Annotated in this window: 11 protein-coding genes; 9 read left to right on the forward strand and 2 right to left on the reverse strand. The window is 58.1% G+C overall.

Annotation, left to right across the window (positions count from 1 at the left end):
• The first annotated feature begins 3 nt into the window (after positions 1 to 3).
• Positions 4 to 1,200 carry a mechanosensitive ion channel family protein gene (locus BMZ63_RS04720; protein WP_091702335.1) on the forward strand — a complete coding sequence of 399 codons (1,197 nt, stop codon included), beginning with the start codon at positions 4 to 6 and terminating at the stop codon, positions 1,198 to 1,200.
• A complete protein-coding gene (locus tag BMZ63_RS04725) occupies positions 1,197 to 1,976 on the forward strand; it encodes an S-methyl-5'-thioinosine phosphorylase (RefSeq protein ID WP_091702338.1) in 780 nt (259 codons plus the stop codon). The genes BMZ63_RS04720 and BMZ63_RS04725 overlap by 4 nt, the downstream gene beginning before the upstream one ends.
• A gap of 8 nt (positions 1,977 to 1,984) precedes the next feature.
• On the opposite strand, the gene BMZ63_RS04730 is transcribed toward BMZ63_RS04725, so the two are convergent.
• Positions 1,985 to 2,776, reverse strand: coding sequence for a CsiV family protein (locus BMZ63_RS04730; RefSeq protein WP_227663518.1), 792 nt, complete (start codon positions 2,774 to 2,776; stop codon positions 1,985 to 1,987).
• A gap of 28 nt (positions 2,777 to 2,804) precedes the next feature.
• Entirely contained in the window at positions 2,805 to 6,341 is a 3,537-nt protein-coding gene (gene mfd / locus BMZ63_RS04735) for a transcription-repair coupling factor (RefSeq protein ID WP_091702341.1), read from the reverse strand.
• A gap of 244 nt (positions 6,342 to 6,585) precedes the next feature.
• Between mfd and BMZ63_RS04740 the strand changes: the two genes are divergently transcribed.
• The 7 genes from BMZ63_RS04740 to nqrF all read left to right on the forward strand — a co-directional run bounded on the left by BMZ63_RS04740 (position 6,586) and on the right by nqrF (position 14,151).
• Positions 6,586 to 7,992 carry a glyceraldehyde-3-phosphate dehydrogenase gene (locus BMZ63_RS04740; protein ID WP_373296680.1) on the forward strand — a complete coding sequence of 469 codons (1,407 nt, stop codon included), beginning with the start codon at positions 6,586 to 6,588 and terminating at the stop codon, positions 7,990 to 7,992.
• A 262-nt stretch (positions 7,993 to 8,254) separates the two neighbouring features.
• Positions 8,255 to 9,601 carry a Na(+)-translocating NADH-quinone reductase subunit A gene (locus BMZ63_RS04745; RefSeq protein WP_091702346.1) on the forward strand — a complete coding sequence of 449 codons (1,347 nt, stop codon included), beginning with the start codon at positions 8,255 to 8,257 and terminating at the stop codon, positions 9,599 to 9,601.
• Between the two features lie 5 nt (positions 9,602 to 9,606).
• Positions 9,607 to 10,815: an NADH:ubiquinone reductase (Na(+)-transporting) subunit B gene (locus BMZ63_RS04750; RefSeq protein WP_091702349.1), complete on the forward strand. Its 1,209-nt coding sequence runs from the start codon at positions 9,607 to 9,609 to the stop codon at positions 10,813 to 10,815.
• A complete protein-coding gene (locus tag BMZ63_RS04755; RefSeq protein ID WP_091702352.1) occupies positions 10,808 to 11,611 on the forward strand; it encodes a Na(+)-translocating NADH-quinone reductase subunit C in 804 nt (267 codons plus the stop codon). The genes BMZ63_RS04750 and BMZ63_RS04755 overlap by 8 nt, the downstream gene beginning before the upstream one ends.
• 2 nt (positions 11,612 to 11,613) lie before the next feature.
• The gene (locus BMZ63_RS04760; protein WP_091702354.1) at positions 11,614 to 12,279 is read left to right on the forward strand and encodes an NADH:ubiquinone reductase (Na(+)-transporting) subunit D; all 666 of its coding nucleotides are present in this window, start codon (positions 11,614 to 11,616) and stop codon (positions 12,277 to 12,279) included.
• Positions 12,279 to 12,887, forward strand: coding sequence for an NADH:ubiquinone reductase (Na(+)-transporting) subunit E (nqrE, locus tag BMZ63_RS04765; protein WP_091702357.1), 609 nt, complete (start codon positions 12,279 to 12,281; stop codon positions 12,885 to 12,887). Before BMZ63_RS04760 ends, nqrE begins: the two co-directional genes overlap by 1 nt.
• Before the next feature lie 37 nt (positions 12,888 to 12,924).
• A complete protein-coding gene (nqrF, locus tag BMZ63_RS04770; RefSeq protein WP_091702359.1) occupies positions 12,925 to 14,151 on the forward strand; it encodes an NADH:ubiquinone reductase (Na(+)-transporting) subunit F in 1,227 nt (408 codons plus the stop codon).
• Positions 14,152 to 14,157 lie beyond the last annotated feature (6 nt).

Raw genomic sequence — 14,157 nt, forward strand, 5'->3', positions numbered from 1 at the left:
TGAATGGTAGGCCAGATGCTGAATGTACTGAACGAGTGGATCAAAGGCTTCGGGCTCATGTCCGAAGCCTGGCGCGCGGGTATTCTGGTGTTCCTGCTGGTATTTGGCACAGCCACCACCGCTTTTATTGTCAGCCGTATCGTGCTGGCGCTGGAAAAGAAATTCAGCAAGACCGACAACCTCTGGGATGATGTCTTTTTGCACGCGGCCCGTCGGCCGTTGGTGGCGTTTGTCTGGGTGCAGGGTGTGTTCTGGGCCGCCGAAGTGGCTCATCATTTCTCCCAGGCGGATGTGTTCACTTACAACGGGGCGTTTCTGCAGGTAGGTGTGGTCTGGGTCATTGTCTGGTTTCTGTTCGCGTTGGTGAAGCAAATCGAGCAGATTCTGGTCTCGCCGCTCAAAATGCGCAAGCCGATGGACTACACCACGGTGAATGCCATCAGCAAGTTGTTGCGGGCCGTTATCATCATCACGGCTGTGCTGACGGCGTTGCAAACCCTGGGCTTCAGTATTTCCGGTGTGCTGGCGTTTGGGGGTGTGGGTGGTATTGCCGTGGGTTTTGCCGCCAAGGATTTGCTGGCCAATTTCTTCGGTGGCTTCATTATCCATCTGGACCGGCCGTTCAAGGTAGGAGACTGGGTGCGTTCACCGGACCGTAACATTGAAGGTACGGTGGAACACATTGGCTGGCGGCTGACGACCATCCGTACTTTCGATCACCGCCCGCTCTACGTGCCCAATTCAACGTTCACCACCATTGCGGTAGAAAATCCCTCGCGCATGTTTCATCGGCGGATTTCCGAAACCGTGGGTATTCGGTATGCCGATGTCAGAAGCATGAGGGCGATTGTCGATGATATCCGCAGCATGCTGGAAAACCATGAGGAAATTGCCACTGACCAGACGCTGATTGTGAACTTTCTGGCATTCAATGCATCGTCACTGGATATCATGGTGTACACCTTTACCAAAACCACCCAGTGGGTGCGTTACCACCAGGTGAAGGAAGATGTGTTGTTGAAAATATCCGAGATCATCCATAACCACGGCGCGGAAATCGCTTTCCCGACGCGCACCTTGCACCTGCCCGATGGCGTGCAGGTGAACGAAGCCGTTGCCGCGCAGGCCGGGGAAGGGGAGCCGACCAATGGCCCGGGCCAGGAGAATGCACAATCGGCAGGCGCAGGAGAAAAATCATGAGTGAGCAGTTTGCAACCGGCCCGGTCGGTATTATCGGCGGCACCGGGCTGACCCGGCTCAGCGGTCTGGTGATTGAGGGGGAGCAACAGGTGGTGACCAACTGGGGGGAGCCTTCTGACCGGCTGGTTAAAGGCCGACTGGGCGAGCAGGAAGTGGTGTTCCTGGCCCGCCATGGCAATCCGCACCGGATTCCGCCACACCAGGTGAATTACCGGGCCAATCTCCAGGCGCTTTATGACGCCGGCGTGCGCACCGTGGTTGGTGTGAATGCGGTTGGCGGCATTCACCGGGACATGGGCCCGGCTCGTGTGGTGATACCGGACCAGTTGATCGACTATACCTGGGGGCGCGCCAGCACTTTTTTTGAAGGAGAGCTGGAGAGTACCACCCACATCGATTTTACCTGGCCCTATTGCGAAGACAGCCGGCAGTTGTTGGTTGAAAGTGCCCGAAAGGCCGGCGTGCCTTTTTCGGATTTTGGTGTGTATGGTGCCACTCAGGGCCCCCGCCTGGAGACGGCCGCGGAGATAAAACGCATGGAGCGGGACGGGTGTGATCTGGTGGGTATGACTGGCATGCCGGAAGCGGTGCTGGCCGCCGAGCTGGGCATGCGCTATTCCTGTCTGGCACTGGTGGTGAACTGGGCTGCCGGCAAAACCGAGGCCATCATCACCATAGACGAGATTGAGGCCGCCATCGAGCAGGGCATGACCGGCGTGAAGCGGATTCTGGAGCAATCGGTAGCCGACCTTGGCCGGCTGGGCAGCAAGGATTAACGACCGGTTCAGTCGTTTTCAATGGGTTCGAAATAAACCAGCACGCCGATGGTGGGGGAATCAATAAAGTGGATTTCCCCGCTGCGCATGCGCCGGGTTTCCCGGATCCAGGTGATCAGCTCGGGATCGGCCTTGGGCAGCACCACGGGTGCAGGCTGGTCGCCGCCGGCTTCCGGGCTTGCTTCGGCCAGGCCTGATCCGGCCTCCAGAGACTCTTTTCCGGTGTCTTCCTGCCTTGCCGCGGCCGCAGCCTCGGCTTTCCTTCGGGCCTGCTCCAGCGCATCATCGGTGATTTGCCAGTGGTTCAGGTCGACATCCACATGCAGATAGCGGCGGCGCTCTATGCGAATCGTGCCTTCGATTTCACGATGGCCGGCGGCCGCCAGCCACTCACCCAGGGCAACGCGCATGGGGCCGGTGTCTTCTTCAGGGGGGAAGCCCTGATACCAGCCGGCAGTGGCCAGCACCCGGTAGCGACCACTGTTCTCCAGTCGCTCGGCAGACTGCCCCAGGTGCATGTCGCCAGGGCTCACCAGCTTGAGATCGCTGGCGCGCGAACCGTTTTCACCTTCCACCCACAGGTTGGTCCTGGAACTGACCGGTGGCGCCACCTGTTTGTCGGCCATGCGTTCTTCCACATCCGACGGATCAACCAGTCGTTCGAGAATCACCAGTTCGGCACGGTAATAGTCGTCCGGTACGTCTCCGTCGACGGGAGACTGCGCCATGGTGGTGCCGGCAGGTAGTGCTGCCAGCGCCGCGAGCAACGCGGCGTTTTTGAAAAAATTGTCGATTGGCAAGGGCTCACTCCCGGTGAATCGTTCGGGTTCAGGAGGCTTTGCGCGCGGCTTCGGGTGGCGTCAGCTCTCTGAACATTTCAGCAATGGCATCGAGTTTACCACTGGTGGAGTCATCATTCAGCCGGAAGCCAAAGCTGTTGGCGCCCTCCAGCTTGTAGGCGTCTGGTGCGGATTGCACCTTTTTAACCAGTTCCAGCGGATCGACCGGGGTGGACTGGCCGAATTCCAGGCGCACCCATTCCCGGCCTGCATCCACCTTGGTAATGCCGAGGGTCTCTGCCTTGATGCGCAGGCGGGTCTGGTTGACCAGGTTCTTCGCCGGCTCTGGCAGCAGACCGAAACGGTCGATCATCTCCACCTGCAGCTCTTTGAGTTCTTCCTCGTTTTTCACGCTGGCAATGCGTTTATAGAGCATCAGGCGGTTATGAACGTCCGGCAAATAGTCGTCGGGAATCAGCGCCGGAATGCGCAGGTTCATTTCCGTACCGTGGCTCAGTGGCAGTTCGGCGTTGGGGGTGCGGCCTTCGCGAATGGCCTTGACCGCCTCATCCAGTAACTGCATATAGAGGCTGAAGCCAATGGTCTCGATCTGGCCGCTCTGTTCTTCACCCAGCAACTCGCCGGCGCCACGGATTTCCAGATCGTGGGTGGCGAGCATGAAGCCGGCGCCCAGGTCGTGGGCTTCGGCGATGGCATCCAGGCGTTTCTTGGCGTCGGCCGACAGGCTCCTGGGCGGTGGCGTTAGCAAATAGGCGTAGGCCTGGTGGTGCGAGCGGCCGACCCGGCCCCGAAGCTGGTGCAGCTGGGCCAGGCCGAATTTGTCCGCACGTTCAATGATGATGGTGTTGGCGCTGGGGATGTCGATGCCGGTTTCCACGATGGTGGTGCACACCAGCACATTGAAGCGCTTGTGGTAGAAGTCCGACATGATCTGTTCCAGCTGGCGTTCGCGCATCTGTCCGTGGGCCACTCCCACCCGCGCCTCGGGCACCAGCTTTCGGATGTCTTCGGCGGTCTTTTCAATCGTGGCCACGTCGTTGTGCAGGAAGTACACCTGACCGCCCCGCAGGATTTCCCGCAGGATCGCTTCCTTGACCATGACGTCGTCCCGCTGGCGTACAAAGGTTTTTACCGACAGCCGCCGGGCCGGCGGGGTGGCAATGATCGACAGGTCGCGCAGGTGGCCCATGGCCATGTTCAGGGTGCGGGGAATGGGTGTGGCGGTGAGGTTGAGCATGTCCACTTCCGCCCGCAGGGCTTTCAGTTTTTCCTTCTGCTGCACGCCAAAGCGGTGTTCCTCGTCGATGATCACCAGGCCCAGATTTTTGAACTTCACGTCGCCCTGTAAAAGCTTGTGAGTGCCGATGACGATATCGGCTTTACCTTCTTCAATGGCCTCCATGGCTTTGGTGGTCTGCTTGCCACTGCGGAAACGGCTGAGCAGCTCCACGGTCACCGGGGTGTCCGAGAACCGGTCCCGGAAGGATTCGTAATGCTGCTGGGCCAGCAGGGTGGTGGGCACCAGCACTGCTACCTGTTTGCCGGACCAGGTAGCCAGGAACGCGGCGCGCATGGCCACTTCGGTCTTGCCGAAGCCGACATCGCCGCATACCAGGCGATCCATGGGCTGCTCGCTGGTCATGTCCTCGAATACCGACTGGATGGCGATCTGCTGGTCCGGGGTCTCCTCGAACGGGAAGCCGGCGGCGAAGGCCCGGTAGGCTTCCTTCGGATCCTCGAACTGGAAGCCCTTGCGGGCCTCCCGGCGGGCATAGACATCCAGCAGTTCGGCCGCGGTGTCGCGGATTTTTTCCAGGGCTTTCTGCTTGGCGTTGCTCCAGCGCTCGGTGCCCAGCTTGTGCAGCGGGGCGTGTTCCTCGTCGGTGCCGGAATAACGCGAGATCAGGTGCAGGTTGGAAACCGGCACATAGAGTTTGGAGCCACCGGCGTATTCCAGCGTCAGGAATTCATCGGCCTGACCGCCGGCATTGATGGTTTCCAGGCCCTTGTAACGGCCCACGCCGTGATCAATATGCACCACCGGTGAGCCGACGCGCAGTTCGGACAGGTCGCGATAGCCGGAGTCGTCCACCTCCGTGGGTTTTTCCCGCCGCCGGCGCTGTAGTACCTGTTGCCCGAACAGGGCGGTTTCGGTGATCAGCGCAAGGTGCTGGTCGGGCAGCAGCATGCCCTGTTCCATGGGGGCGATGGTGATGGCCAGGGTGTGCTTGTCGTCTTTCAGGAAGCTATCCCAATTAGCCACCGTCGCTGGTTTCAAGCCGTGCTCGGACAGGTTCTCGATCAGGGCTTCGCGACGCCCGGAGGATTCGGCGCAAATCAGTACCCGCCCGGTGAAATCGTTCAGGAAGCGCTTCAAACGCCCTGCGGGGTCAGCCGCGCGACCGTCCATGGCCACATCCGGCAAGGACTCGGTCTGGCAATTATGGGTAGCGTTGCCCTGCAGCTCGTTGCTGGCGCAGGTCACCCGTGGATACTGCTTGAACTGGCCGAACACCTCGTCCTGCTGAAGGAATAGCTCGCCCGGCGGCAAAATCGGGCGCAGGTGGTCGTGTCGGCGGTCTTCGTAACGGGCACGGGTTTCGGCATCAAAGGCAGCCACGGCATCGTTCAGGCCGTCGGCGGTAAACACCAGGGTTTCGGCCGGGAGGTAATCGAACAGGGTCGCGGTTTCATCGAAGAACAGTGGCAGATAGTACTCGATACCCGGTGGAGTGATGCCGCTGCTCACGTCCTGATAAACGGTGGCATTTTTGTCGGCGTCCGGGAAATGCTCAAACCAGCGATTGCGGAAGCCGGAGCGCGCCTGTTTGTGCCAGGGAAACTCATGCGCCGGCAGCAGTTCAATCTGCTCGATGCGGTCAATGGAGCGCTGGGTTTCCGGATCAAAGGTGCGAAGGGTTTCGATTTCGTCGTCGAACAGGTCAATCCGGTAGGGCAGGTTCGAGCCCATGGGGTAGATGTCCAGAATGGCCCCGCGCACCGCGTATTCGCCGTGTTCGTAAACGTTTTCCGCGTGGTGGTAACCGGCTGCTTCCAGTTGCAGGCGCCAGGCATCGATGTCCAGGGTTTCGCCCACTTTCAGCAGCAGCGTGTTGCCCTGCAGGTAACTCGGTGGCGCCAGCCTGTGCATCAGGGTGCGTGCTGGCACCACAAGAATGCCGTGTCTGGTAGAAGGCAGGCGGTGCAGGGTGCGCAGGCGCCTGGAAGTAATGTCCTGGTGCGGTGAGAACAGGTCGTAGGGCAGGGTTTCCCAATCCGGTAATGACAGCAGTTCCAGGCCATCTTCTGTGACCGTGGCGCCGTCTTCCTCCGGTGGCAGGTTCAGGAAAAACCGGATGGATTGTTCCAGGCGAATGGCATCGTCGGTGCTGCGGGTGACCACCAGGGTCAGGCCGTGATGATCCTGAGCACTTTCACAAATGGCCAGTGCATCGCTGCAGCCGTGCAACTCACCCCATTTGCGGTGGTCGGCGGGCTTTTCCGGCGCGCCGGGCGCCAGTAGTTGATGATGCAGCGATGAAGCCTTTGAGGAACCTTTACTCATGGGCCTGGAAATCTCCTGAAGATGATGGGTCAACGCCTGAGCGGGGCTATTCTAGCGCCCGGGTGTTTCAGTGTCATGGCAGCGGATACCGGTTTGCCTCAAGTCATTTGCCGTCGGGGCACTTAAATTGGATAATACGCGCCCCCAATTATTTTCAGTGCGAAACGAGGTCACAACCGTGAGTCACGAACAGATCAACCAGCACCTGTCCAACTGGACTGACCGAGAGTCCACCGCCGAAGCCATGATTCCGTTGATCGGCCGGCTGAACCGCAAGAACAACGTTGTTACGTCGGTTTACGGCCGTGCGATCATCAACCAGTCCGTGATCGACATTATTCGCGCTCATCGTTTCGTGCGTCAGGTGGAGGACAGCGAGCTGTCTGTTCATGACACTCTGCCGATCCTGGAGGCCATGGACAAGCTGGAGCTGGGCCGTGGTCACGTGGACATCGGCAAGTTGGCGGTGAAGTTCAAGGAAAGCGATTTCAGTGATCTCACCGAATTCCTGAAGCAGGAAATCGGCCCGATTGTCGGTCAGTACAAGGCCGAATGTGCCGAACAGGACGTCCGGGACACCAAAGACGTGGTTCTGTACGGTTTTGGTCGTATCGGCCGCTTGTTGGCCCGGATTCTGATCGAAAAAGCCGGCGGCGGTGCCAACCTGCGTCTGCGCGCTATCGTTGTGCGCAAGGGCAAGGCCGACAACGACCTGGAAAAACGCGCCAGCCTGCTGCGTCGTGATTCCGTGCACGGCCCGTTTGATGGCACCATCACCGTGGACGAAGAAGATTCCGCGCTGATCGCCAACGGTAACTATATTAAGGTGATCTACTCTGACGGCCCGGATCAGGTGGATTACACCCAGTACGACATCAACAACGCCATTGTCATTGACAACACTGGTATCTGGCGCGACGAAGACGGCCTGGGTCTGCACCTGAAGTCCAAGGGCGTGAGCCGCGTGATCCTGACTGCCCCGGGCAAGGGCGATATCAAGAACATCGTGTATGGCATCAACAGCGATTCCATCACCGAGGACGACAAGATCCTGTCGGCCGCCTCCTGTACAACCAACGCCATCACCCCGGTTCTGAAAGCGATTCACGACGAATACGGCATTGAGAATGGTCATGTGGAGACGGTTCACTCCTACACCAACGACCAGAACCTGATCGACAACTACCACAAGGGTAGCCGTCGTGGCCGTTCTGCACCGCTGAACATGGTGATCACCGAAACCGGCGCGGCCAAGGCCGTGGCCAAGGCGCTGCCGGAGCTGAAGGGCAAGCTGAGTGGTAACGCTATTCGGGTTCCGACTCCGAACGTGTCCATGGCGATCCTGAATCTGAACCTGAGCAAGGAAGTCACCGTTGACATGGTCAACGACTACCTCCGGGACATGGCTTTGCACTCCGAGCTGCAGAAACAGATTGATTTCGTGAACTCGCCGGAAGTGGTGTCCACGGACTTCGTTGGCTCCCGTCACGCTGGCGTGGTGGATGCCCAGGCCACCATCGCCGAGGGCAATCGTCTGATCCTGTACGTGTGGTACGACAACGAATTCGGTTACAGCGCCCAGGTGATCCGCTGCGTGAACGACATGGCCGGCGTTGACCACCCGGTCTTCCCGAAGCGGGTGCGCGACTAAGGTCGTAGTGTTAACTACGCAGTGCTGAGAGAAACCCCGATGGCTTCTGGCTGTCGGGGTTTTTGCATGACAGGGCAGGGAAAACCCGGCCGGTTTCCGGTGGAAATGAAATTCCTTAATCTCTATAATTGGCGCGATTTTGGGTATGTCTGGCGCCCCGTTTCCCAACATTTCCTGCAAGGCACGTCCTGCAACCAATATTGGGCCACCGGGAGTCGGGCGTTGAAATTTTCAGAAAGTTTCTGATGATTGGACGAGGCTAATGATCAAGATCAAGAAAGGCCTGGATCTTCCCATCAGCGGCGCCCCCGAACAGACCATTACGGACGGTAAACCGATTCGCCACGTAGCGTTGATCGGTTTTGACTACCACGGCATGAAGCCGACCATGGCTGTGAAAGAAGGGGACCGCGTCAAGCGCGGCACGCTGCTGTTTACGGACAAGAAGACTGAAGGCGTTCGTTATACCTCCCCGGCCGCCGGTGTGGTAAAAGAAATCAATCGCGGTGAGCGCCGCGTATTCCAGTCGATCGTTATCGAAATTGATGGCGACGAAACTGAAACCTTCGCCCGCTATGATGACGCGGATCTTGCCGGCCTGGAGCGCCAGCAGGTGGTGGACAATCTGGTTGAATCCGGCCTGTGGACTGCTTTACGCACCCGTCCGTACAGTAAGGTGCCGGAGATTGATTCCGCGCCCAATTCCATCTTTGTTTCCGTGATGGACACCAATCCGCTGGCGGCGGACCCGACGGTAATCATTGGTGAAAACGCCAAGGCGTTTGAAAAAGGCCTGAACATCCTCACCAAACTGACCAACGGCAAGGTGTTTGTCACCGGCAAACCGGGCTCAGACGTGGCCGTGCCGAAGACCGACCGCGTGGAGGTGCAGCAGTTTGATGGCGTGCATCCGGCCGGTAACGTGGGCACCCATATCCATTATCTTGATCCGATTGTTGGCGACAAAGTGGTCTGGTCCATTAATTACCAGGACGTGATCGACATCGCCAAGCTGTTCGAAACCGGTGAAGTGCCGGTTGAGCGGATTGTTGCCATCGGCGGGCCAAAAGCGCTCAAGCCTCGTCTGGTTCGTACCCGTCTGGGCGCCAGCCTGCCGGAACTGCTGGATGGCGAAATTGCCACCGACTGCGAGGTGCGTACCGTTTCCGGTTCAGTATTCGGCGGTCGCCGTGGCGATGGTCCCGTTGCCTATCTGGGCCGGTTTGCCAATCAGGTCACCGTGCTCGAGGAGCAGACCAAACGCGAGTTCATGGGCTGGCTCTCGCCGGGTCCGAACAAGTTCTCGGTGATGAACATCTATCTGTCCAAGCTCAACCCGGGCAAGCTGTTCAATTTCACAACCACCACCAATGGCAGTGAGCGGGCCATGGTTCCGGTGGGGAACTACGAAGCAATCATGCCCCTGGATATCCTGCCAACCCAGCTGCTGCGTTCGCTGATTGTTGGCGATACCGAAACGGCACAGAAACTGGGTGCCCTGGAGCTGGACGAAGAAGATCTGGCGCTGTGCACCTTCGTGTGCCCCGGCAAATATGAATACGGTCCGATTCTCCGTGAGAACCTGACCCGAATCGAGATCGAGGGCTAACTACGATGGCAATCAGACAGTTTCTCGATGGCATCGAGCATCACTTTGAAAAAGGTGGCAAGTACGAACGCTGGTACGCACTGTACGAAGCGGTCGACACCATCTTCTACTCGCCGAGCAGTGTAACCAGCACCACCTCGCACGTTCGTGACGGCGTTGATCTCAAGCGCATCATGATCACGGTGTGGCTGTGTACCTTCCCGGCCATGTTCTTCGGCATGTGGAACATCGGTTTCCAGGCCAACAGCTTCCTGGCGTCCAACCCGGATGCCCTGATCGCCGACGGCGGCCTGCGTGAGGCCTTTATCACTGCGCTGGCCACCACTGGCGCGGGCGCGGGTCTGCTGGACAACTTCATTTACGGCATGGCCTATTTCATTCCCATTTACGCGGTGACCTTTGTGGTTGGCGGTTTCTGGGAAGTGCTGTTCGCCACCGTGCGCAAGCATGAGGTAAACGAAGGTTTCTTCGTGACCTCGGTGCTGTTTGCGCTGATCTGCCCGCCCACCATCCCGCTGTGGCAGGTGGCCCTGGGCATCACCTTCGGCGTGGTGATCGGCAAGGAAGTGTTTGGCGGTACCGGCAAGAACTTCCTGAACCCGGCGCTGACCGGCCGTGCCTTCCTGTACTTCGCCTATCCGGCTCAGATTTCCGGTGACACCGTATGGACCGCGGTTGACGGCTTCAGTGGTGCAACGGCTCTGAGCTGGGCGGCTTCCGGCGGTATGGAAGCGCTGGAACAGAACATTGGCTGGATGAACGCCTTTGTGGGTACCATTCAGGGCTCCATGGGTGAGACCTCCACCATTGCCATTCTGATCGGCGGCCTGATTCTGCTGGCCATGAAGATCGCCTCCTACCGCATTGTTGGTGGTGTGATGATCGGCATGATTGGTATGTCACTGCTGCTGAACATTGTCGGCTCCGACACCAACCCGATGTTCGCCGTACCGGCGCACTGGCACCTGGTGATGGGCGGCTTTGCCTTCGGCATGATGTTCATGGCCACCGATCCGGTATCCGCCGCCATGACCAACACCGGTCGCTGGTGTTTTGGTATCCTGGTGGGTGTGATGACTGTGCTGATCCGTGTCGTTAACCCGGCGTTCCCGGAGGGCATCATGCTGGCCATCCTGTTCGCCAACCTGTTCGCACCGCTGATGGATCATTATGTGGTTCAGGCCAACATCAAACGGAGGCTTGCTCGTGGCTAAAGCAAAAGATTCCGTCTCCAGAACGATCATGGTCGCGCTGGTGCTGAGTATTTTCTTCTCGGTCGTAGTTTCCACCGCAGCGGTTACGTTGCGCCCGGCGCAGATCAAGAACCAGAACCTGGACATCAAGAGCAACATTCTGTCGGCTGCCGGCATGTTGGAGCCTGGCGCCAGTGCTGACGAGATTGAAAACACATTCGAACGTTTCGATGTTCGCCTCGTGGATCTGGACACCGGTAAATACGTGGAACCTGCCACCGTGGGTGTGGAAGACCCCATGAAGTACGACATGTACAAAGCCGCTTCGGATCCGGACCTGTCCACCAACATTCCGTCCTCCGAAGACAAGGCAGGCATCAAGCGCCGCCCGAACGTGGCCAAGATCTACACCCTGAGCGAGAACGGCGAGCTGACCCGTGTGGTTCTGCCGGTTCACGGCTATGGTCTGTGGTCCACCCTGTATGGCTTCATGTCGTTGGAAGGCGACCTGAACACCATTGAGGGTCTGGGCTTCTATTCCCACGCCGAAACGCCTGGTCTGGGCGGTGAGGTTGATAACCCCCGCTGGAAGCAGCAGTGGGTTGGCAAGGAACTTTATGCCGAAAACCCCACCGAACCCCAGATCCGCTTGGTGAAAGGTGGCGTGAGTGCCGACGCCAGGAACAAGGAGCACAAGATCGACGCTCTTTCCGGTGCGACACTGACCAGCCGCGGTGTGCAGCAGCTCGTCAACTACTGGATGGGTGACCGTGGCTTCGCCCCGTTCCTGAAAAATCTTCGTGAAGGGGAGGTCTGATCATGGCAGGTGAATCAGCCAAACAGGTTCTCTTCGAACCAATTTTCAGTAACAACCCTATCGCCCTTCAGATCCTTGGTATCTGTTCGGCGCTGGCGGTAACCACCAGCATGAGCGTCAGTATCGTCATGTCTCTGGCGGTTATTGCAGTTACCGGCTTTTCCAGCCTGGCGGTGTCGCTGGTGCGCACACAAATTCCGGGTAGCATCCGGATTATTGTACAGATGACCATCATCGCCTCGCTGGTTATTGTGGTTGACCAGGTGCTGAAGGCCTATGCCTATGAAATCTCCAAGCAGCTGTCGGTATTCGTTGGTCTGATTATTACCAACTGTATCGTCATGGGCCGCGCGGAAGGTTTCGCGATGAACAACACGCCGGGCATGAGCTTCCTGGACGGTATTGGTAACGGTCTGGGTTATTCGATCATCTTGCTGTTTGTGGCTTTTTTCCGCGAATTGCTGGGTGCCGGTTCCCTGTTCGGCGTTACCCTGCTGTCACCGGTGAACGAAGGCGGCTGGTACGTCACCAACGGCTTGCTGCTGTTGCCGCCGAGTGCGTTCTTCATCATCGGTCTGGCAATCTGGGCTCTGCGTACCTGGAAGCCTGAGCAGGTTGAAGAGGAAGACTTCAAAATGTCCGCTCACAAAGTTAAGGAGGCCTTCTGATGGAACATTACATCAATCTGATCCTGAAGGCCGTCTTTGTTGAGAACATGGCGCTGGCGTTCTTCCTGGGGATGTGTACCTTCCTGGCGATCTCCAAGAAGATCGAGGCAGCGACCGGTCTGGGTATCGCGGTAATTGTCGTACTGACCGTTACCGTGCCGGTAAACAACCTGTTGTTTAACACTATCCTGCGCGAAGGCGCCCTGGACTGGGCCGGTCTGCCGAATGTGGATCTGAGCTTTCTGGGCCTGCTGGCGTACATCGGCGTTATTGCGGCTATTGTTCAGATCATGGAAATGGTGCTGGACAAATACATTCCCGCGCTCTATGCAGCGCTGGGCGTGTTCCTGCCACTGATCACGGTGAACTGCGCCATCCTGGGTGCCTCACTGTTCATGGTGGAGCGTGACTACACCTTCGGTGAAAGTGTGGTGTATGGCTTTGGCGCCGGCCTCGGCTGGGCTTTGGCTATCGTCGCGTTGGCGGGTATCCGCGAAAAGCTCAAGTACAGCGATGTTCCGGACGGTCTGCGTGGCCTTGGCATCACCTTCATTACCGTGGGTCTGATGTCGCTTGGCTTCATGTCGTTCTCCGGCATCTCCCTGTAATTCATCCGGTGATTCGGTTTAACGAAAAGGCGAGACCATGAGTACAGAAATCATTCTTGGCGTGGTCATGTTCACCGTTATCGTGCTGGCGCTGGTTGCGATCATTCTCGCAGCCCGCTCCAAGCTGGTAAGCACCGGTGATGTGACCATCGAGATCAACGACGATCCGGAGCATACGCTCAAAACGCCCGCCGGCGGCAAGCTGCTGGGCACCCTGGCCAACAACGGCATTTACCTGTCTTCCGCCTGTGGCGGTGGCGGCACCTGTGCCCAGTGCAAGTGCAAGGTTCTGGAAGGCGGCGGCGCGATGCTGCCCACTGAAAAGACCCACTTCACCAACCGGGAAGAGAAAGAAGGCTGGCGCCTGTCTTGCCAGGTTCCGGTGAAGCAGGACATGCAGGTGGAAGTACCGGAAGAGTTCTTCGGTGTGAAGAAGTGGGAATGCGAAGTGGTGTCCAACCACAACGTGGCCACCTTCATCAAGGAACTGGTACTGAAGCTTCCGGAAGGCGAGGAAGTGGACTTCCGTGCCGGCGGTTATGTGCAGCTGGAATGCCCTCCGTTCGACATCAGCTTCAAGGACTTCGACATTGAAGAAGAATTCCACGAAGACTGGGACAAGTTCGATCTGTGGAGCCTGCGCACCGTCAACAAGGAAGAGACCATCCGCGCATACTCCATGGCCAACTACCCGGAAGAGAAGGGCGTACTGAAGTTCAACATCCGTATTGCCACTCCGCCTCCCGGTACCGATCATTCGCCGGGCATCATGTCCAGCTACGTGTTCAACCTGAAGCCGGGTGACAAGATCACTGTGATGGGACCGTTTGGTGAGTTTTTTGCCAAGGACACTGATAACGAAATGGTGTTCATTGGTGGTGGTGCCGGTATGGCGCCCATGCGCTCACACATCTTTGATCAGCTCAAGCGCCTGAACTCCAACCGGAAGATCAGCTTCTGGTACGGTGCCCGCAGTGTGCGCGAAATGTTCTACGTGGAAGATTTCGACCAGCTGCAGGAAGAAAACGACAACTTCGAATGGCACGTGGCGCTTTCCGACCCGCTGCCGGACGACAACTGGGAAGGCCCCACCGGCTTTATCCATAATGTGTTGTACGAAAACTACCTGAAGGACCACCCGGCTCCGGAAGATTGTGAGTACTACATGTGTGGGCCCCCCATCATGAACTCCTCTGTCATCAAGATGCTCAAGGATCTGGGGGTCGAGGAAGAAAACATCATGCTGGACGACTTCGGGGGTTAATCCATA

This window comes from Marinobacter persicus (genome assembly GCF_900114155.1).
Lineage (GTDB): Bacteria > Pseudomonadota > Gammaproteobacteria > Pseudomonadales > Oleiphilaceae > Marinobacter > Marinobacter persicus.

Bases quoted from the DNA above. Each gene is read 5' to 3' on its own strand.
- BMZ63_RS04720 (WP_091702335.1), top strand. From the start codon at position 4: ATGGTAGGCCAGATGCTGAATGTACTGAACGAGTGGATCAAAGGCTTC.
- BMZ63_RS04725 (WP_091702338.1), top strand. From the start codon at position 1,197: ATGAGTGAGCAGTTTGCAACCGGCCCGGTCGGTATTATCGGCGGCACC.
- mfd (WP_091702341.1), bottom strand. From the start codon at position 6,341: ATGAGTAAAGGTTCCTCAAAGGCTTCATCGCTGCATCATCAACTACTG.
- BMZ63_RS04740 (WP_373296680.1), top strand. From the start codon at position 6,586: ATGATTCCGTTGATCGGCCGGCTGAACCGCAAGAACAACGTTGTTACG.
- BMZ63_RS04745 (WP_091702346.1), top strand. From the start codon at position 8,255: ATGATCAAGATCAAGAAAGGCCTGGATCTTCCCATCAGCGGCGCCCCC.
- BMZ63_RS04750 (WP_091702349.1), top strand. From the start codon at position 9,607: ATGGCAATCAGACAGTTTCTCGATGGCATCGAGCATCACTTTGAAAAA.
- BMZ63_RS04760 (WP_091702354.1), top strand. From the start codon at position 11,614: ATGGCAGGTGAATCAGCCAAACAGGTTCTCTTCGAACCAATTTTCAGT.
- nqrE (WP_091702357.1), top strand. From the start codon at position 12,279: ATGGAACATTACATCAATCTGATCCTGAAGGCCGTCTTTGTTGAGAAC.
- nqrF (WP_091702359.1), top strand. From the start codon at position 12,925: ATGAGTACAGAAATCATTCTTGGCGTGGTCATGTTCACCGTTATCGTG.